At 60.3% G+C, this 17,765-nt stretch carries 19 protein-coding genes; 16 read left to right on the forward strand and 3 right to left on the reverse strand.

The annotated features are described in order from the left end of the window. Nucleotides 1-76: 76 nt before the first annotated feature. The 10 genes from rlmF to fliJ all read left to right on the forward strand — a co-directional run bounded on the left by rlmF (nucleotide 77) and on the right by fliJ (nucleotide 9,557). Nucleotides 77-1,087: a 23S rRNA (adenine(1618)-N(6))-methyltransferase RlmF gene (rlmF, locus tag H2Z84_RS08805; protein WP_181835664.1), complete on the forward strand. Its 1,011-nt coding sequence runs from the start codon at nucleotides 77-79 to the stop codon at nucleotides 1,085-1,087. Between the two features lie 57 nt (nucleotides 1,088-1,144). Beyond that, a complete protein-coding gene (locus tag H2Z84_RS08810) occupies nucleotides 1,145-1,639 on the forward strand; it encodes a low molecular weight protein-tyrosine-phosphatase (protein ID WP_258869347.1) in 495 nt (164 codons plus the stop codon). 81 nt (nucleotides 1,640-1,720) lie between these two features. Further along, complete coding sequence (locus H2Z84_RS08815; RefSeq protein ID WP_220272762.1) at nucleotides 1,721-2,410, forward strand: chemotaxis protein CheB; 690 nt, start codon at nucleotides 1,721-1,723, stop codon at nucleotides 2,408-2,410. Nucleotides 2,411-2,419: 9 nt separating this feature from the next. Further along, complete coding sequence (locus H2Z84_RS08820) at nucleotides 2,420-3,793, forward strand: sigma-54-dependent transcriptional regulator (RefSeq protein ID WP_181835665.1); 1,374 nt, start codon at nucleotides 2,420-2,422, stop codon at nucleotides 3,791-3,793. 2 nt (nucleotides 3,794-3,795) lie between these two features. After that, on the forward strand, nucleotides 3,796-4,116 hold the full coding sequence (fliE, locus tag H2Z84_RS08825; RefSeq protein ID WP_089085233.1) for a flagellar hook-basal body complex protein FliE: 321 nt from the start codon (nucleotides 3,796-3,798) through the stop codon (nucleotides 4,114-4,116). Between the two features lie 60 nt (nucleotides 4,117-4,176). Beyond that, nucleotides 4,177-5,937 (forward strand): flagellar basal-body MS-ring/collar protein FliF, encoded by a 1,761-nt coding sequence (gene fliF, locus H2Z84_RS08830; RefSeq protein ID WP_181835666.1) that lies wholly within the window; start codon nucleotides 4,177-4,179, stop codon nucleotides 5,935-5,937. Then, a complete protein-coding gene (gene fliG / locus H2Z84_RS08835; RefSeq protein ID WP_059286226.1) occupies nucleotides 5,930-6,928 on the forward strand; it encodes a flagellar motor switch protein FliG in 999 nt (332 codons plus the stop codon). The genes fliF and fliG overlap by 8 nt, the downstream gene beginning before the upstream one ends. Further along, nucleotides 6,906-7,721, forward strand: a complete 816-nt coding sequence (locus tag H2Z84_RS08840) for a FliH/SctL family protein (RefSeq protein ID WP_181835667.1) — start codon at nucleotides 6,906-6,908, stop codon at nucleotides 7,719-7,721. The genes fliG and H2Z84_RS08840 overlap by 23 nt, the downstream gene beginning before the upstream one ends. Then, nucleotides 7,705-9,096 (forward strand): flagellar protein export ATPase FliI, encoded by a 1,392-nt coding sequence (gene fliI / locus H2Z84_RS08845; protein WP_181835668.1) that lies wholly within the window; start codon nucleotides 7,705-7,707, stop codon nucleotides 9,094-9,096. Before H2Z84_RS08840 ends, fliI begins: the two co-directional genes overlap by 17 nt. 11 nt (nucleotides 9,097-9,107) lie before the next feature. Beyond that, nucleotides 9,108-9,557: a flagellar export protein FliJ gene (fliJ, locus tag H2Z84_RS08850; RefSeq protein WP_181835669.1), complete on the forward strand. Its 450-nt coding sequence runs from the start codon at nucleotides 9,108-9,110 to the stop codon at nucleotides 9,555-9,557. A gap of 60 nt (nucleotides 9,558-9,617) precedes the next feature. Here the strand turns inward: fliJ and H2Z84_RS08855 are convergent, their stop codons facing one another. The 3 genes from H2Z84_RS08855 to H2Z84_RS08865 are packed head-to-tail and all read right to left on the reverse strand — an operon-like array spanning nucleotide 9,618 to nucleotide 13,280. Next, complete coding sequence (locus H2Z84_RS08855; RefSeq protein ID WP_181835670.1) at nucleotides 9,618-10,658, reverse strand: ABC transporter ATP-binding protein; 1,041 nt, start codon at nucleotides 10,656-10,658, stop codon at nucleotides 9,618-9,620. Next, the gene (locus H2Z84_RS08860) at nucleotides 10,655-12,262 is read right to left on the reverse strand and encodes an ABC transporter permease (protein ID WP_181835671.1); all 1,608 of its coding nucleotides are present in this window, start codon (nucleotides 12,260-12,262) and stop codon (nucleotides 10,655-10,657) included. Before H2Z84_RS08860 ends, H2Z84_RS08855 begins: the two co-directional genes overlap by 4 nt. Before the next feature lie 4 nt (nucleotides 12,263-12,266). Further along, on the reverse strand, nucleotides 12,267-13,280 hold the full coding sequence (locus H2Z84_RS08865; RefSeq protein WP_181835672.1) for an iron ABC transporter substrate-binding protein: 1,014 nt from the start codon (nucleotides 13,278-13,280) through the stop codon (nucleotides 12,267-12,269). 220 nt (nucleotides 13,281-13,500) lie between these two features. Here H2Z84_RS08865 and H2Z84_RS08870 point away from each other — a divergent pair, with 220 nt between their 5' ends. The 6 genes from H2Z84_RS08870 (at nucleotide 13,501) to fliP (ending at nucleotide 17,761) form a co-directional block, all read left to right on the forward strand. Further along, nucleotides 13,501-14,457, forward strand: coding sequence for a flagellar hook-length control protein FliK (locus tag H2Z84_RS08870; RefSeq protein WP_181835673.1), 957 nt, complete (start codon nucleotides 13,501-13,503; stop codon nucleotides 14,455-14,457). A 106-nt stretch (nucleotides 14,458-14,563) separates the two neighbouring features. Continuing rightward, on the forward strand, nucleotides 14,564-15,094 hold the full coding sequence (locus H2Z84_RS08875; protein WP_181835674.1) for a flagellar basal body-associated FliL family protein: 531 nt from the start codon (nucleotides 14,564-14,566) through the stop codon (nucleotides 15,092-15,094). A 3-nt stretch (nucleotides 15,095-15,097) separates the two neighbouring features. Continuing rightward, a complete protein-coding gene (gene fliM, locus H2Z84_RS08880; RefSeq protein ID WP_103523974.1) occupies nucleotides 15,098-16,102 on the forward strand; it encodes a flagellar motor switch protein FliM in 1,005 nt (334 codons plus the stop codon). Then, nucleotides 16,099-16,548, forward strand: a complete 450-nt coding sequence (gene fliN / locus H2Z84_RS08885) for a flagellar motor switch protein FliN (protein ID WP_181835675.1) — start codon at nucleotides 16,099-16,101, stop codon at nucleotides 16,546-16,548. Before fliM ends, fliN begins: the two co-directional genes overlap by 4 nt. Further along, nucleotides 16,548-17,018 carry a flagellar biosynthetic protein FliO gene (fliO, locus tag H2Z84_RS08890; protein ID WP_181835676.1) on the forward strand — a complete coding sequence of 157 codons (471 nt, stop codon included), beginning with the start codon at nucleotides 16,548-16,550 and terminating at the stop codon, nucleotides 17,016-17,018. The genes fliN and fliO overlap by 1 nt, the downstream gene beginning before the upstream one ends. Then, nucleotides 17,018-17,761: a flagellar type III secretion system pore protein FliP gene (gene fliP / locus H2Z84_RS08895; RefSeq protein WP_181835677.1), complete on the forward strand. Its 744-nt coding sequence runs from the start codon at nucleotides 17,018-17,020 to the stop codon at nucleotides 17,759-17,761. Before fliO ends, fliP begins: the two co-directional genes overlap by 1 nt. The last annotated feature ends 4 nt before the right edge of the window (nucleotides 17,762-17,765 follow it).

The raw sequence follows: 17,765 nt of genomic DNA on the forward strand, positions 1-17,765 counted from the left end.
GGAGAGGATCGGACGCCGCTGCCGATTGCTGGCACAATGCCGGCTTTTCGCCGTATTGCTGTATCAAGGAGCCTGCATGCCAGCCAAGCCGCATGCCCAGGCGCGGTCGCCAGGCCCTCGCCTGCACCCGCGCAACCGTCACCGGGGCCAGTATGATTTTGCCCGGCTGCTTATTGCCTGTCCCGCGCTCAAAAAATATGTGCGGCCCAATGCCCATGGCTTGCCCAGCATTGACTTTGCCAACCCGCAAGCCGTTAAGCTGCTGAACCGCGCCTTGCTGGTGGACTGGTATGGTATTCGCGACTGGGATATCCCGGCCGCCTACCTGTGCCCGCCCATTCCGGGGCGGGCCGATTATGTGCACTGTCTGGCCGACCTGTTGGCGGAATGCCAGCAAGGCCGCCTGCCGCAGGGCGATGCAATCCGCCTGCTGGATATCGGAGTGGGTGCCAATGCCATCTATCCCTTGCTGGCCCATGCTGAATATGGCTGGAGCTGCGTCGGTGCCGATATCGACAAGCTGGCGCTGGCCAATGGCCAGGCCATTCTGGCGGCCAATCCGGCATTTGCCGCGCATATCGCATTGCGCCACCAGCCGCACACCGATCAGATGTTCAGCCACATCATCGCCAGCGGCGAGCATTTCGATGTGACCATGTGCAATCCGCCTTTTCATGCCTCGCGAGCGGAAGCTGCCGCAGGCAGCCAGCGCAAATGGCGCAATCTGGGCAAGGCTGGGCAGCATCCCGGCAAGCAGCCGCTGCTGAACTTCGGTGGCCAGGAAAACGAATTGTGCTATCCCGGTGGCGAACAAGCCTTTGTTGCCAGCATGATCAGCGAGAGTGTGCGCTTTGCCCGGCGTTGCTGCTGGTTCACCAGCCTGCTGTCCAGTGCCGACAGTCTGCCTGCCTTGCGCCATGTCTTGCGTGAGGCCGGCGTCAAGCAAAGCCGGGTGCTGGACATGGCGCAGGGGCAGAAGCGTAGCCGGCTGCTGGCCTGGAGTTTCTGGGATGTGGCCGGGCAGCAGGCCTGGGCAGCCCGTTACTGGACCGCGCAGGACCAGGCCCCGGCTGCCGGCCGGCGCTGATTGGTTTATGGTGAAAGTGGGGCGCGGCAACGCAGCCCGCATGGAGTGGATCCGGACATGGCAAAACAATACGCAGTCTTGATGGTTTGCATGGGCAATATCTGTCGCTCGCCCACGGCCGAAGGGGTGCTGCGCGCCCATTTGCAGCAGGCTGGCCTGGCCGGGCAGGTCGCTGTGGATTCGGCGGGTACCCATGGCTACCATATTGGTGAAGCACCCGACCCGCGCAGCAGCAAGGCCGCCTTGCAGCGCGGCTATGACCTGTCGGCACAGCGTGCCCGGCAGGTGAGCGCGGCCGATTTTCAACGTTTCGACCTGATTCTGGCCGCCGACCGCGCCAATATGACCGCCTTGCGTGCACTGTGTCCGCCAGACCGCGTAGCCCGACTGGACTTCATTCTGGCTCCGTTGGGCCAGGTTCCGGTGCTGGAAGTACCCGATCCCTACTATGGCGGTGCCGGAGGCTTTGACCGGGTGCTGGACCTGATCGAACAGGCCAGCGCGCTGTGGGTCGACCGGCTGCGGCAAACGCTGAGCATGGCGGCCGACTGATTATCTTGGCATAAGACGGGTGGGGCTTTAAGCTAGGCACCTGTATAAAGCCGGCTGGCCGGCATGTTTGCAAGGAAATAAATGGGACAGTTTTCGCGGGAACCATTGGCACCAATGGAAGTGGTACCCAGCCATAACGCAGATATCATCCTGCCGCGTCAGACCGGCCGCACCCCGTTGACACGCCAGACCGTGATTGTGGTCGGCTCGTCTACCGGTGGAACCGAAGCTTTGCGCGTGCTGCTCAGTGCCCTGCCGCCCACCATGCCGCCTATCCTGGTTACACAGCACATGCCCGAGCTGTTTACCAAATCCTTTGCTGCCCGGCTGGACTCACTATGCCAGCTGCAAGTGAAGGAGGCCGAGGATGGCGAGCGGCTGCAAGCTGGCACGGTGTATATCGCCCCCGGCCACTCCCACCTGTTGCTGAAGTCTGCCACCACCATCGGCTACGCCACCTCGCTGCATCATGGCCCGCCGGTCAATCGTCACCGGCCTTCGGTCGATGTGCTGTTCCGCTCGGCCGCCAATCTGGCTGGCAAAAACTGTATCGGCGTCATTCTTACCGGCATGGGACGCGATGGTGCGCAAGGCATGCTGGAGCTGAAAGAAGCCGGTGCCTACAACATTGCCCAGGACGAAGCCAGTTGTGTGGTGTTCGGCATGCCCAAGGAAGCCATTGCGCTCAAGGGCCAGCACGAGGTGTTGCCGCTCACGTCCATCGCCAGCCGCCTTGTCGCGCTGGTAGCCCAACGCCAGTCAACCGTATAGAAACCCGCGATGAAGTTGCCCATTCTTGTAGTCGAAGACGACGCTGACCTGCGCGAAGCCATTGTCGACACCCTCAGCCTGGCAGGTTATCCCACGCTGGAAGCCGGTGATGGCAGCGCTGCCCTGCTGCAACTGAAGAAAACCCCGGTGGGGCTGATCATTTCCGATGCACAGATGGCACCGATGGATGGCTATAGCCTGTTTGAAGAGGTGAAGGTGCGCTATCCCGGCGTGCCCTTCATCCTGATGACGGCTTACGGCATCATCGAACGCGCCATCGAATTGCTGCGGGCAGGTGCCACCCACTACCTGCTCAAACCCTTCGAGCCGGCCAGCCTGATTGCCGAGGTGGAAAAGCATATTCTCAAGCTGCCAGACAGCGAGTGCGATGAGGCCGTGGCAGAATCACCGCAAATGCGCCAGCTGCTGGCGCTGGCCAGCCGGGTCGCCGGCAGCGATGCCAGTGTGATGATTACTGGCCCCAGCGGTGCCGGCAAGGAAGTGCTGGCGCGTTACATCCACCGTCATTCGCGTCGTCACGAGGGTGCGTTTGTAGCGGTGAATTGTGCCGCCATCCCGGATAACCTGTTGGAGTCCACTCTGTTCGGCCACGAAAAAGGCGCATTTACCGGTGCCGCCCAGGCCTTGCCCGGCAAGTTTGAACAGGCGCAGGGTGGCACCATCCTGCTGGATGAAGTCACCGAAATGCCGCTGTCGCTGCAGGCCAAACTGCTGCGGGTATTGCAGGAGCGTGAAGTGGAGCGCGTGGGTAGCACCCGTACCATCAAGCTGGATATCCGCGTGCTGGCCACCTCCAACCGTGACGTGGCGGGTGAGGTGGACGCCGGCCGTTTTCGCGAAGACCTGTATTTCCGGCTGAACGTATTCCCGCTGCGCATTCCGGCACTGGCCGAGCGCCGCGAGGATATCCTGCCGCTGGCACGGCTTGTGCTTAAGAAATATGCTGAAGCCGCCGGGCGTTCCGGATTAAGCCTTTCCGAAGAGGCTGAACGTCATTTGACGGCCTATAGTTGGGAAGGTAACATCCGCGAATTGGAAAACGTCATGCAGCGGGCGGTGATTCTTGCCGCCGGGCCGGCAATTCTTGCCGCCGACCTGTTGCTGGATGATGTTTCCGGTTCGACACCGCTTACCCGGACAGAAACCACCGTTCCGCCTATCATGTCTGCAGAATCAGATATGAAAACGCTGGAAAAACGTCATATTCTGGATACACTGGCAGCAGTTGGAGGGGTCAAGAAGCTTGCAGCCGAAAAACTGGGCATCAGCGAACGCACCTTGCGCTACAAATTGCAGCGCTACCGCGAGGAAGATGGTCAGGAAGTGGATCCGGATGACTTGGACGTACGCAGTACGGAGTAGCCATGTCGATTAATAATGTAGACCAGATGTTGAGCGAGCTGCGGGCCGCATCGGCCCTGGCCGGCGGCAAACCAGCCGCGCAGTCGCAGGACGCGTCGCAAGTTGACTTTGCCGATGTTCTCAAATCCACGATTGAGCAGGTTAATTCTGCTCAGCAAACTTCGCAGGAAATGCAGAAGCAGTTCGAGTTGGGAGATGAGGGGGTTAACCTGCAGGACGTGATGGTCTCCTTGCAGAAAGCCAGCCTGTCGTTCCAGACAATGGTCCAGGCGCGCAACAAGCTGGTGTCCGCCTATCAGGAAATCATGAATACCCAGGTGTAGCCTGGCCGAATACATATCCATGTTGCCGGCAGTGGCTGCGCTTGAAACTAAAACCACTGTATGGCTGATCTGGCAGAACAAAACGCGACTCCTGTTTGGCGAACCCGGCTTAACGATGCGTCTGATCGTTTCAAGTCGCTTCCCAACAATAAAAAAATCCTCTTCCTGGTGGCCTTGGCCGCCCTTTTCTCTGTCATTGTCGGCGCGGCGGTGCTCAATCGTCAGCCCAGCTACAAAATCCTGTTTTCCAATATTGCCGACCGTGACGGCGGTCAGGTCACGGCTGCCTTGCAGCAAATGAACATTCCCTATCAGCTGGGAGATGGCGGCACCGTGTCCGTACCGGCAGACAAGGTCTACGATGCCCGTCTGCGCCTTGCCGCCCAGGGGCTGCCCAAGGCTGGGGGCGTCGGCTTCGAGCTGATGGACAACCAGAAATTCGGCATCAGCCAGTTTGCCGAACAAGTCAATTACCAACGCGCCATCGAGGGTGAGCTGGCGCGCACCATCGAAGCCATCGGCTCGGTGGAATCTGCCCGCATCCATATTGCCATTCCCAAGCAAAGCGTCTTTGTGCGCGATCAGCAGCAGCCCACCGCATCGGTCATGCTCAATCTGTTCCGTGGTCGCACCATGGATCAGGGGCAGGTAGCGGGTATCGTGCATCTGGTGTCCAGTGCCGTGCCCAATCTGCCGGTGAAGAACGTCACCGTGGTGGATCAGGACGGCAATATGCTGTCCAAGCTGTCCGACAAGGACACCGCTGGCATGGACCAGACTCAGCTGGGCTATGTACGCCAGGTGGAAGACGGTTACGTCAAACGCATCGAAAGTATTCTTGAGCCCATTTTTGGCCAGGGCAATATCCACGCCCAGGTAACGGCCAATGTGGACTTCTCCGAAGTGGAGCAGACTTCGGAAAGCTACCGCCCCAACTCCACGCCGAATCCTTCGGCCACTCGCAGTCAGCAAATCGTTGAACGCCTGGGTAGTGGTGCGGCCAATGCCGGTGGTGTGCCGGGGGCGCTGTCCAATCAGCCGCCGTCATCGGCTTCGGCACCGATTACCTTGCCGCCCGGCGCCGCGCCTGGCACGGCCACGCTGTCTGGTCAGGCCATGGGGCAGTCCGGTGCGCTGGAACGTGACATCACCACCAATTACGAAGTGGACAAGACCATTCAGCACACCAAGATGCCGCAAGGTGTGGTGAAACGCCTGTCTGCTGCCGTGGTAGTTAACTATCGCAAGATGCCGGACAAAACCGGCGAGGTGAAACCGACGCCGCTGACCGCCCAGGAAATCCAGCAGATCAATAATCTGGTCAAGGAAACCATGGGCTACAACAGCCAGCGCGGCGATACGCTGAACGTGGTGAATGCTGCCTTTGCCGATGCAGCCGTGCCGGTCACCATGCAGGAAAAGGTCACCGATTATCTGAGCAACAATGCCTCCAGCCTGATCAAGTACGGCTTGCTGACCATCGCCGTGCTGTATTTGCTGTTTGGTGTGGTGCGGCCTATCGTCAAGGATCTGGTCAAACCGGTGGAAGCAGGCAAGAAGGGGGCCGATGGCCGTCTGGCTACCGATGCGGGGGGCAGGCTGCTGGCAGTGGCGGGGGATGATGAAGGTGGCGCTGCGGCCGCTGCTGCAACTGGCGGCAAGACCGTGGCGGGCACCAATCCCGATGGTACGCCGGAAAGTCCCAAGGATGCCCAGATGCGTCAGTACAACCTTAATCTGGAAGCTGCGCGCGAGCTGGTGAAGTCTGATCCGCGCATGGCAGCCCAGATCATCAAGGAATGGATCAGCTCCGATGAGTGATAACGGTGTACATCGCAGTGCCGTACTGCTGTTCAGCCTGGGTCAGGCCGAGGCAGTAGAGGTGTTCAAGTATCTGGGGCCAAAAGAAGTGCAGAAGATTTCGCTGGCCATGGCGGCCATCAACAATCTTAGCTACGACCAGATCGACGACATCGTCGGCAAATTCCGCGAAGAATGCGCGGCGCGCGCCAGCATCGGCGCCTCGGACGAATACCTGCGCAATGTGCTGATCGAGGCGCTGGGGCCGGACAAGGCAGCCAACCTGCTGGACAAGATCATGCAGGGCAACGACCACAGCGGCATCGAAAGCCTGAAGTGGATGGACCCGTCCTCGGCAGCCGATCTGATCCGCCACGAACACCCGCAGATCATCGCCACCATTCTGGTGCATCTGGAGCCGGACCTGTCCAGCTCCATCCTGGCCTTCTTCCCGGAGCGGCTGCGCAACGAGGTGCTGATCCGTACCGCCACGCTGGAAGGCGTACAGCCACAGGCCCTGCGCGAACTGAACGATGTGCTGACCCAGCTGTTGTCCGGTTCGGACCGTATCAAGAAGAGTGCTTCCGGCGGCATCAGCCTTACTGCGGAAATCCTCAACTTTATGGGTTCCAATGTGGAGGGCTCGGCACTCAACTACATTCGCGAGTACGACCCGGAACTGGCGCAACGCATCCAGGACAAGATGTTCGTGTTCGAGAACATTCTCGACATCGACGACCGCTCCATTCAGACCATTCTGCGCGAAGTGCAGTCCGATTCGCTGGTGGTGGCGCTCAAGGGCACCAGTGCCGAGCTCAAGGACAAGATCTTCCGCAATATGTCGCAGCGTGCTGCTGAAATGCTGCGTGACGATCTGGAATCCAAGGGACCGGTCAAACTGTCCGAGGTGGAAGCCGAGCAGAAGGAAATTCTCAAAGTCGTACGCAAGCTGGCCGACGATGGCCAGATCGTGCTAGGCAGCAAGGGTGGTGACGAAGGCCTTGTCGAATAATCCGATTATTCCGGGCGAACAACTGCAAGGCTGGAGCAGCTGGACGCCAGTTGAGCTGACCCATGACGATGGCGAATTCAGCCCGAGCCAGCTGGCCGGGCTGGATGCCTTGCGCCGCCATCTGGAGCAGGCTCCCACGGCTGCTGCAGCTGAAATGGCCGAAGACCAGGCCGATGCTGCCGCAGCTGCGGCAGAAGCCGCCGCGCAGGAAGAGGCGGTGGGTTATCCCACTGCTTCCGAACTGGAAGCCATTCATCAGGAAGCCTGGCAAACCGGTTACGACGAAGGCGTACAGGCCGGCCATGCCGAAGGGCTATCACGCGGCATGCAGCAGGGGCACGATCAGGCCAGCGAACAGTTTGCCCAGCTATGGACACCGCTGCAGGAACTGTCCGGTAATTTCGCCCGCGAACTGGCGCGGGTGGAGGAAGAACTCTCTGGCTCGCTGCTTAAGCTGGCCATGCAATTGGCCGAGCGGCTGGCTGGCGAACACATCGCCCACAGCGACACGGCCATCGTCGCGCAACTGCGCCAGGTACTGGGCGAATTGCCCGCCACCATGAGTCAGGCGCGCCTGCGGGTCAATCCGGCCGATCTGGCTGCCACACGTGAATTTTTGCAGCAGGAAACACCAGAAACCCAATGGCAATGGATAGAGGATGCCCATATCCAGCGCGGTGGCTGCATCATCGATACCTCGTCACTGCAGCTGGACCTGCGGCTGGCGTCACGGCTGGCCGCGCTGAGCAGTGCCCTGGGGCTGGATGCCGAACAAGATGACCTCGCTGATTGATCGACAACGCGCCTTCCTGGGCGATTGCGGCCGCGCCGCGCAAGAGGCTCCGCTGTGGCAACCCTGTGGTAGGCTGCTGCGTGTCACCGGCATGGTGATGGAGGCTACTGGCATCAAGCTGCCGGTAGGCAGTGCCTGCCAGGTTGAGCTGGCAGACCAGCATGTGGTGGAAGCTGAAGTGGTGGGTTTTTCTGGTGACCGCGTCTATCTGATGCCCTTGGCCAATGTACATGGTCTGCTGCCCGGCACCCCGGTGCGGCCGCTGGCACCGTCGCACCCGCCCTGTTACGGACAAAACGTGGTGTCGGCCCGGATCAATGGCCCGGCCGGCCGCCAGGTACCCGTGGGTGAAAGCCTGCTGGGGCGCATTCTCGACTCGCTGGGCCGGCCGCTGGACGGCAAGGGTCCCATCCATCCCGAAGCCTATTTCCCCCTGCACAGCCAGCCGATGAACCCGCTGGACCGCTCTCCGGTCAAGCAGGTATTGGACGTGGGCGTGCGCGCCATTAACGGCTTGCTGACGGTCGGGCGCGGCCAGCGGCTGGGCCTGTTTGCCGGCTCCGGTGTCGGCAAGTCGGTACTACTGGGCATGATGGCGCGCTTTACCCGTGCCGATGTGGTGGTGGTGGGGCTGATCGGCGAGCGGGGGCGCGAGGTCAAGGACTTCATCGAAAACATTCTGGGCGAGGAGGGTATCGCCCGCGCCGTGGTGGTGGCTGCGCCGGCCGACATGCCACCGCTGATGCGTTTGCACGGAGCGGCTTATGCCACGGCGCTAGCCGAATACTTCCGTTCCCAGGGCAAGGACGTGCTGCTGCTGATGGATTCGGTTACCCGTTATGCCATGGCCCAGCGTGAAATCGCCCTGGCTATCGGCGAACCGCCAGTGACCAAGGGTTACCCGCCTTCGGTGTTTGCGCGGCTGCCACAGCTGATCGAACGGGCCGGTAATGCCGCTAACGGTGGCGGCTCCATTACCGGCTTCTATACCGTGCTGTCCGAAGGCGATGACCAGCAAGACCCGATTGCCGACTCGGCACGGGCGATTCTGGATGGCCACTTTGTGCTATCGCGCGAGCTGGCCGAGGCTGGGCACTATCCGGCCATCGATATCGAGCAGTCCATCAGCCGGGTGATGGTGGATGTAGTACCGCCCAAGCAGATGGACCAGGCGCGCTATTTCAAGCAGCTGTATTCGCGTTATCAGCGCAACCGTGACCTGATCAGTGTGGGTGCCTATGTGCCGGGCTCGGACCCGGTGCTGGATGAAGCCATGCGCCGCCAGTTACAGATGACCAGCTTCCTTACCCAGCCCATGCACGAGTCACAGGACTACACCACCAGCCAATTGCAGCTGGACAGCGTGCTGGCGTGAGCGGCTAAGCCATGTCACAAAGCAAATACACCTTCCTGATCAAGCTGGCCGAGGACAAGCAGGCGGCCGCAGCCGAACGCATGCGGCAGGCGCAGGCCAAGGCGCTGGAAGCGATGAACCGGCAGGAGCAACTGGAAAATTTCCGCGATGAATACCGTGGGCGACTGACCTCCGGCGGCATGAAGGGCATGAGCATCGCTCAGTGGCAGGACTTTCAAAAATTTCTAGGCCGGCTCGATGAAGCCGTGCGCATCCAGCAAGGTGATACCGAATTCGCCAAGCAGCGTTTCATCATGGAGCGCCAGGCCTGGCGTAACGAGCATAAAAAGCTCAAAGCCTATGAGAAGCTGCTGGAGCGTGAACGTGAGCGCGAACAACAGGCACAGGCGCGGCGCGAACAGAAAGCCACTGATGAATTTGCCACCCGCCGTTTCTGGGACCAGACCCACGGCGAGGATTAAACCTCGCCGCTGTTGTGTCTAGCCTGTGCCGCCCTGGTCGGCGTGCTGACTTGTGCTGGCTCAGGCCTGCAGCAAATGGGCGCGGCCTTGCACTGTCAGCCCCACCTTGCTGCCACATGCTGGCAGCGGCCAGCTGGCGCTGCGCAACTGCAGCGGGCTGCTCAGTTGGGGCAGTTGCAGGCTGAGCAGGCTGGAATGGCCGCCAAAATCACACTCCACCACTTGTGCCATCACCACCGACGCGGTGCCCGCCTCGGGCTGCAGCGACAGTTGCTCCGGGCGCAGCATGATGCGGCCTTCCCCACAGAACTGTCCGTCATTGATGGTAATCTCCCCCAGCGCGCAGTACGCCCTGCCTGCCTTGATCTGCGCCGGCAGGATAAGTGCCTCGCCCAGAAACAGCGCCGTGGTTTCGTCGGCCGGCTGGCTGTATAGCTGTTGTGGCGTGCCGGACTGAATCAGCTTTCCCCGGCGCATCACGGCTAGCTGGTCGGCAAAAGACAGCGCCTCGGCCTGGTCGTGGGTGACCAGAATGGCGCTGATACCAGCCTCACCCAGCAACTGCGCCACCATCTTGCGCATGGCAGCACGCAAGCCGGTATCCAGTGCCGAGAAGGGTTCATCCAGCAACATCAGCTGTGGCTGTTGTGCCAGTGCCCGTGCCAATGCCACGCGCTGCTGCTGGCCGCCGGACAGCTCATGCGGCCAGCGTTGCAGCATGTGCTGTTCCAGCGCCACCATCTCTACCAGCTCGGCAATGCGCTGCTGGCGCGCCGGGCCTTTGTCTTGCAGGCCAAAGCCGATATTGTCGGCCACCGTCAGGTGGGGAAACAGTGCGCCATCCTGTGCTACATAGCCGATGCGGCGCAGGTGGGCCGGCAGGGCGCGGCCATCTGCCGCCATGGTCTGGCCGTTCAGGCTGATGCTGCCGCTGTCGGGAAACTCGAAGCCGGCGATCATGCGTAGCAGGGTGGTCTTGCCCGAGCCGGATGGGCCGACAATGGCTAGCCGGCTGCCGGCCGTAGCCTGAAGGGAAACATGGTCGACAGCCTTGACGCTGCCATAGTGTTTGCACAGTTCGTGCAGATGTAGGGAGGTCATCGTCCAGCAGTCCGTTTCGAATGGTGATGGAGCAGCCAGGTCAGCGGCAGCGACAGCAGCACCATCAGCAGCGCATACGGCGCTGCCATGATGTAGTCGATTTCGCTGGTCATGGCCCAGAAGCCGGTGGCCAGAGTGCGGGTGCCGTTGGGGGCCAGCAGCAGGGTGGCGGTCAGCTCGTTGCTGATGGCCAGAAAGACCATGGCCATGCCGGCAGCCGCACCCGGCGCGGCCAGCCGTAGCGTGACTCGCCACAAGGCCTTGCCGGGGGTGCAGCCCAGGCTGCGTGCTGCGTGTTCCAGCTCGGCCGGTGCCTGGGCGATGCCGGCGCGCAGGCTGATCAGTGCACGCGGCAGGAACATCAGCAGATAGGCCAGCAAGATGGTGATCACCGTCTGATAGAGCGGCCGGGCAAAGTTGATGGTGATGGTGACCAGTGCCAGCGCGGTGACGATGCCGGGCAGGGCGCTGGTGATGTAATTGCAGCCTTCCTGCAGGCGTTGCAGGCGGCTGGGTGCACGTACTGACAGCCAGGCTAGCGGCACGGCTGCCAGCACGGTCAGCAAGGCGCCGACAGCCCCGTACAGCAAGGTCTGGCGCAGCGCTGGCCACAACGCATCGTTCTGCCATGCTGCAGGTCCGCCCTCCCACAGCCAGTGACCGAGGGTCAGCAGCGGTACACCCAGGGTCAGCGCTGCCGTTGTCAGGCACAGCAGCAGGGCGGGCACACCCCAGCGCCAGCCCAGTCTGGTCGGTACTGTCTGGCGTGCCGAACCCGAGCCTACGCGGGCATAGCGTGCATTGCCGCGGGTGGCGGCTTCCACACTCAGCAGTAGCAAACAGCACAGCGCCAGCACGCCGGCCAGCATATTAGCGGCCGGTCCGTTAAAGCTGGACTGGAACTGGTCAAAAATGGCGGTGGTGAAGGTGTCGAAGCGGATCATGGCATACAGGCCATATTCGGCCAGCAGATGCAGGCTGACCAGCAAGCCGCCGCCCCAGATCGCCAGCCGCAGTTGCGGCAGGGTGACGCGGCGGAATATCGCCCATGGGGCTAAGCCCAGCGCAGCCGCACTGTCCTCCAGCGCAGGGTCCATGCGCCGCAACGCAGCGGCAGCCGGCAGATAGATAAACGGGAAATAGGCGATGACAGACAACAGAACAGCTGCCGCCAGGCCGTTAAAGGCGGGCAGCAGGCTGATCCAGGCATAGCTGTGCACAAAAGCGGGTACGGCCAGTGGCGCAATGGCCAGTGCCGACCACATGCGCCGGGCCGGCAAGTTACTGCGTTCGGTCAACCAGGCCAGGGCAATGCCCAGCGCCACGCACAGTGGCAGCGTCAGCACCACCAGCAGGCTGGTGTTGAATAGCAATTCGCCCACGCGTGGGCGAAATACCAGCCTAGCCACCGTCTCCCAGCCGGTCTGAACGGAAATGACGATGATGAAGGCTACTGGCAGCAAAGCCAGTAGCGAGATCAGTAGCGAACTGCCGCTGAGCCACAGTGGCAGCCGCCGCCCCGGCAGCTGCAGGTCCGGGGTGACGGCTGGATTGAATGCATCGGCTGCAGCGGTGGCCGATGCGCTGGATGGCGAACTGGACATGGTGTTACAGCAGGCCGGCCTGGGTCATCAGCTCAACCGTTTTGCGGCTGTTCAGACGGGAAGCATCAATTTTGGGCGCATCCAGATTCTTCAGCGGCACCAGCTTGGGATTGGACTGTGCGCCCAGACCCACCGCGTACTCAAAAGAATTCTCGGTACGCAGGATGTCCTGACCACCCTTGCCGGTAATCCATTTCAGGAAGGCCTGGGCTTCTTCCTTGTGCTTGCTCGAAGCCAGCACGCCGCCACCGGACAGGCTGACAAAAGCACCCGGGTCTTGTTGCTTGAAGTAGTGCAGCGCGGTGTTCTTGCTGTTTTCGCCGGTCTTGCTCTGGTCGCCGAAGTAGTAATAGTGATAGATCACGCCGCCATCGATCTGGCTGGCATTCACCGCCTTCATCACCACGCTGTTGCCCTTGTAGGGCAGGGCACTGGTTTTCATGGCTTTCAGCCATGCCAGCGTGGCAGCTTCACCTTTCTGTTCCAGCAGGGCGCTGACAATGGCCTGGAAGTCTGCACCGGCCGGTGCTGCGCCCCAGCGGCCTTTCCATTCCGGCTTGGCCAGATCCAGCAGCGACTTGGGCAGCTCCTTCTGGTTCAGGCGGTTCTTGTTGTAAACAAATACGGTAGAGCGTGCGGCAATACCTACCCATTTGCCCTGGGTCGGGCGGTAGGCGTGGTCAACCTGGGCCAGTGTGGCTGGTGCCACCGGTGCCAGCAGCTTGGCGTTGTCGACCAGAACCATGGCCGGCGAATTCTCGGTCAGAAATACATCGGCTGGCGAGGATGCGCCTTCCTGCACGATCTGGTTGCCCATTTCGCTGTCGCTGCCATTACGCACTGTTACCTTGATGCCGGTTTCCTTGGTAAAGCCTTCCACCCATGATTTGGTCAGGCTTTCATGCTGGGCGTTATACACCACGATGCCTTCGGCGCTAGGAGCGGCGTGGGCGCTGCCAGCAAACAGGGAGGCGAGCAGCAGGGTGATTTTGGCAAAGCGGAGGGAAGGATTAGACATCTGGACAGTGCTCCTTGCTGAAAACTGACAGGAAAGGCCGGGCCGGCGTTAATGCGTGATTCATCGTCGGTGTTGGCGCTGGAAGGGAGTAATTGTAATGCAAAAGATAATGATTCGCATTAATAAAATTAATTGAGGCCAATCCGGAGGCGTGCACATTGCCTAGCGGCCTGGCATGCAAATTGCTGCTATGCCTGCATCTTTCCTAGGGGTTTCGGCCATGACGATTACCGTAATTCCGGCGACCAGCGCCAAAGTAGCCATGCCGCAAGGGCAGGTGGACGCCAGTCTGCAAGATGGTGGTGGCCTGTTTGCCAGTTTGCTGGGGGTGCAGCTCGGCAATCTGAATAATGCCTTGTCCGGCCAGTCCGCTGCCGGCAGTGGCGACGGCAAAAGCAAGCAGGACAAGGATTCTGCAGCGTCGGATGATGCAACGACCACCGATTCCTCTCCCAATATGCTGCTTGGTGCTCTGCCCATGCTGCAGGCAGCCTTGCCGGTGCAGCCGGTACAGGACAAGCCTGTGGTCAGCACCACTCCTGGCGAAGTGGCCACTGCTGCAATCAAAGACGTGGCCATTGACCCGCTGCTGCAGGGGGCTGCACTGAAGCGTCAGCACGGCTTGTCTGCGCAAGAATTGCCGGCCAATGATGGTAGTGCGCAGCAATTCTTGCCGCCCAATGCCGATCAGCTGGCATCGGCCAACCAAAGTGCCAACCAGGCGGCTCAGACCGCGCAGGCCAGTCAGACCAAGATGCTGACCATCTCGCAGCCAATGACTGATCCCAATTGGTCCAAGGCGCTGGGTGACCAGGTCATGTCCATGGTCAGCATGAAAATGGACAAGGCCACCATTCAGGTCAATCCACCGCAATTGGGGCCGGTGGAAGTCACGCTTAAAATGAATGGCAATGATCAGGCGCAGGTGATTTTTACCTCCGCCGTACCGGCAACCCGTGAAATAATCGAAAACAACATGCCGAAACTGGTTTCCATGATGGCTTCCAGTGGTATAGCGCTTGCCGATGCACAGGTTTCCAGCGGACAATCCGGGAATCGGCAACAGCAATTTAACCAGAACCAGAATGGCCGCCGCCAGAATGCCGCTGGCAACGATGAAGACGACACGCTGGCAGCCATCCAGTCCGCACGAGGGATACTCAGTATCTTTGCCTGATTTTGCTCAAAAGGGGGCTCTATTCAGTTCGTGCGGAAATCTGGAAAATAAAATAGGGAAATGGCTTAAGCTTTCCCTATAAACCTAACGTACGGACTGATGACCCATGGCAGAAGACAAAAAAGCGGACAAAGCGGACAAGGGCGAGAAAAAAGCGGGCGGGGGCAACAAGCTGATGCTGGTGGTGGTTATCCTGCTGGTATTGGTACTGGCCGGCATGGGCGGACTCGCCTATGTCATGTTCAGCAATATGAACAAACCGCATGACGGTGCAGCACAGACCGAACAGACCAAAGAAAAACCCAAGAAGAAAAAAGAAGGCCCGCCCATCTTCGAAAAACTGGAAACCTTTGTTGTCAATCTGTCGGGTGGCGATGGCAGCCTGTTGCAAGTGGATATGCAGGCCGAGCTGGGCGATGAAGAAGCCAAGAAAAAATTCACCGACTACATGCCCAAAATTCGCAGTGCGCTGATCTTGTTGTTGTCGTCCAAGTCGGCCGCCGAGCTGGCTACCCCGGATGGCAAGGTCAAGCTGAAGGCGCAGGTGAAGCAGATCATCAACGAGTCCATGGATTCCGGCGAAGAAGAGCTGGTGCAGAGCGTACTCTTTACTTCCTTCATCATTCAGAAGCAGTAAGCGATGGGCGACGATATCCTGTCCCAGGAAGAGGTGGACGCCCTACTCAGGGGCGTCACCGGCGAGGACGAAGATGATGACAGCGCGCAGGACTCGCAAGGAGTCCGTGGCTATGATATCGGGCGGCAGGAGCGCATTGTGCGCGGCCGCATGCCGACGCTGGAAATCATCAACGAACGTTTTGCCCGCAACCTGCGTATAGGTCTGTTCAACTTCATCCGGCGCAATGCGGAAATTTCCGTGGGCCCGGTGCGGGTGCAGAAGTACAGCGAATTCATTCGCAATCTGGTGGTCCCCACCAACCTCAATCTGGTGCATGTCAAACCGCTGCGCGGTACCGGCCTGCTGATTTTCGACCCGGATCTGGTTTTCCTGATCGTCGATAATCTGTTCGGTAGCGATGGGCGCTACCATGTGCGCGTTGAGGGGCGTGATTTCACGCCGACTGAGCAGCGCATCATTCGCCGTCTGCTGGAGGTGGTGTTTTCCGAATGCCAGAAAGCCTGGGAACCGGTGCACCCCATCGAATTCGTTTACCTGCGCTCGGAAATGAATACTCAGTTCGCCAATATCGCTACGCCCACCGAAGTGGTCGTGGCGATGACCTTTCACATCGAACTGGGTGCTGGTGGCGGCGATTTTCACATCTGTCTGCCATACTCCATGGTCGAGCCGATTCGCGACGTGCTGTCCAGCACCATGCAGGCGGACCGGACCGAAGTGGACAACCGCTGGGTCAGCCTGATGACGCATCAGGTGCAGGCAGCCGAAGTGGAACTGGTAGCCACCCTGGCGGAAACCAAGGTGACGCTGGGGCAGATTCTCAATTTGAAAAACGGTGACGTGGTGATGCTGGATGTGCCGGAGGCTGTCGTGGTCGATGTATCCGGCATTCCGGTACTGGAATGCCACTATGGCACCGTGCAGGGGCGCTATGCCCTCAAGGTAGACAAGGTATTGGCCGGGGCTGGTGAATTCGCCGAGCCCGCAGGAGACAACAAGCAATGACAGAGCAGCTAGAAGAAGGCCAGACCGGCGGAGCGGCCGACGAAGAAGTATCCATGGATGACTGGGCTGCCGCGATGGCGGAGCAGGAAACCACCGATGCCGAACAGAGTGCCGCCGCGGTGCAGCCGGCAACCAATCTGTTCCAGGAACTAGGTGCCGGCAGCGAGTCCTCGCTGAACGTGCCCAGCAATCTGGACATGATTCTCGACATCCCGGTGCAACTGACGGTGGAGCTGGGCCGTACCAAGATTGCCATCCGCAACCTGCTGCAGCTGGCACAAGGCTCGGTGGTGGAACTGGACGGGCTGGCTGGCGAACCGATGGATGTACTGGTCAACGGCTGCCTGATCGCTCAGGGCGAGGTGGTCGTGGTGAATGACAAGTTCGGTATCCGCCTGACCGACATCATTACCCCGGCGGAACGCATTCGCCGCCTGCAGAAATAATGCGCTGCTCCTGCCGCCTGTCAGGCTGGCTGGCAGCGTTTTGCCTGCTGCCGGCCTCTGGCCTGGCTGCCGCTGCAGCATCTGCTCCGGTGGTACTAGTGGCCGCTTCGAGCCCGACCCCGTTCTCCAGCCTGTTGCAGGTGATTTTGGGCCTGGCCGTGGTGCTGGGGGCGATTGTCGGCCTGGCTTGGTTGTTTCGCCGCATGTCGGGTGGCATGCTGGGTGGCTCCAACCGCCTGCGCGTGGTCAGCGGGGTGCTGGTTGGTCAGCGGGAAAAAGTGGTCATCGTCGAGCTGGAAGGAGAGTGGCTGGTACTGGGTGTCACCAGTCATAGCGTCAACCTGCTTACCAAGATGGACCGCCCACCCGATGCCTCTGCCGATGTCGTGCCGCCGGGCGAACCCTTTGCCCGCTGGCTGAAGGCAGCCATGGACAAGGGGCGTCAGCAATCCGAAGCCGTAAACAAATAATGAAACCTTTCTTCCGACTATTGCCACTCTTGTGGCTGGTCCTGCCATTGTTCAGCCAGGCCAGCGGCCTGCCCTTGATGACCAGTACACCGGGTGCCGGCGGCGGCCAGAATTATTCGCTGTCACTGCAGATGCTGCTGTTCATGACAGCGCTGGGCTTTATCCCGGCCATGCTGCTGATGACCACGGCCTTTACCCGCATCGTCATCGTGCTGTCACTGCTGCGCCAGGCCATGGGCGTGACCCAGTCTCCACCCAATCAGGTCATTCTGGGGCTGTCGCTATTTCTGACCCTGTTTGTGATGGGACCCACCTTCGATCAGGTATACAGCAAGGCCTGGGCCCCGTTTTCTGATGACAAGATCACCTTTAACCAGGCCGTGGAAGAAGCCAGCAAGCCGATGAAGGCTTTCATGCTGAGCCAGACCCGCGAAAAGGATCTGGCCTTCTTCATCGAGATTTCCCGCTCGGAAAAACCTGCCAGCAAGGCTGATGTGTCGATGAAGACGCTGATTCCGGCCTATGTCATCAGCGAACTGAAAACCGCCTTCCAGATCGGCTTCATGGTGTTCATCCCCTTCATGATCATCGACCTGGTGGTGGCCAGTATCCTGATGGCGATGGGGATGATGATGGTGTCGCCGGTTACGATTTCCCTGCCATTCAAACTGATGCTGTTTGTGCTGGTGGACGGCTGGACCCTGCTGATGGGTTCGCTGGTGCAAAGCTTTTACACCGGCTAGCCCC

It is taken from the genome of Aquitalea aquatica (assembly GCF_013911085.1).
GTDB lineage: Bacteria > Pseudomonadota > Gammaproteobacteria > Burkholderiales > Chromobacteriaceae > Aquitalea > Aquitalea aquatica.

What these genes read in the sequence shown, in the direction of transcription:
- rlmF (WP_181835664.1), top strand. Translation starts at nt 77, where the DNA reads ATGCCAGCCAAGCCGCATGCCCAGGCGCGGTCGCCAGGCCCTCGCCTG.
- H2Z84_RS08810 (WP_258869347.1), top strand. Translation starts at nt 1,145, where the DNA reads ATGGCAAAACAATACGCAGTCTTGATGGTTTGCATGGGCAATATCTGT.
- H2Z84_RS08815 (WP_220272762.1), top strand. Translation starts at nt 1,721, where the DNA reads ATGGGACAGTTTTCGCGGGAACCATTGGCACCAATGGAAGTGGTACCC.
- H2Z84_RS08820 (WP_181835665.1), top strand. Translation starts at nt 2,420, where the DNA reads ATGAAGTTGCCCATTCTTGTAGTCGAAGACGACGCTGACCTGCGCGAA.
- fliE (WP_089085233.1), top strand. Translation starts at nt 3,796, where the DNA reads ATGTCGATTAATAATGTAGACCAGATGTTGAGCGAGCTGCGGGCCGCA.
- fliF (WP_181835666.1), top strand. Translation starts at nt 4,177, where the DNA reads ATGGCTGATCTGGCAGAACAAAACGCGACTCCTGTTTGGCGAACCCGG.
- fliG (WP_059286226.1), top strand. Translation starts at nt 5,930, where the DNA reads ATGAGTGATAACGGTGTACATCGCAGTGCCGTACTGCTGTTCAGCCTG.
- fliI (WP_181835668.1), top strand. Translation starts at nt 7,705, where the DNA reads ATGACCTCGCTGATTGATCGACAACGCGCCTTCCTGGGCGATTGCGGC.
- fliJ (WP_181835669.1), top strand. Translation starts at nt 9,108, where the DNA reads ATGTCACAAAGCAAATACACCTTCCTGATCAAGCTGGCCGAGGACAAG.
- H2Z84_RS08855 (WP_181835670.1), bottom strand. Translation starts at nt 10,658, where the DNA reads ATGACCTCCCTACATCTGCACGAACTGTGCAAACACTATGGCAGCGTC.
- H2Z84_RS08860 (WP_181835671.1), bottom strand. Translation starts at nt 12,262, where the DNA reads ATGTCCAGTTCGCCATCCAGCGCATCGGCCACCGCTGCAGCCGATGCA.
- H2Z84_RS08865 (WP_181835672.1), bottom strand. Translation starts at nt 13,280, where the DNA reads ATGTCTAATCCTTCCCTCCGCTTTGCCAAAATCACCCTGCTGCTCGCC.
- H2Z84_RS08870 (WP_181835673.1), top strand. Translation starts at nt 13,501, where the DNA reads ATGACGATTACCGTAATTCCGGCGACCAGCGCCAAAGTAGCCATGCCG.
- H2Z84_RS08875 (WP_181835674.1), top strand. Translation starts at nt 14,564, where the DNA reads ATGGCAGAAGACAAAAAAGCGGACAAAGCGGACAAGGGCGAGAAAAAA.
- fliM (WP_103523974.1), top strand. Translation starts at nt 15,098, where the DNA reads ATGGGCGACGATATCCTGTCCCAGGAAGAGGTGGACGCCCTACTCAGG.
- fliN (WP_181835675.1), top strand. Translation starts at nt 16,099, where the DNA reads ATGACAGAGCAGCTAGAAGAAGGCCAGACCGGCGGAGCGGCCGACGAA.
- fliO (WP_181835676.1), top strand. Translation starts at nt 16,548, where the DNA reads ATGCGCTGCTCCTGCCGCCTGTCAGGCTGGCTGGCAGCGTTTTGCCTG.
- fliP (WP_181835677.1), top strand. Translation starts at nt 17,018, where the DNA reads ATGAAACCTTTCTTCCGACTATTGCCACTCTTGTGGCTGGTCCTGCCA.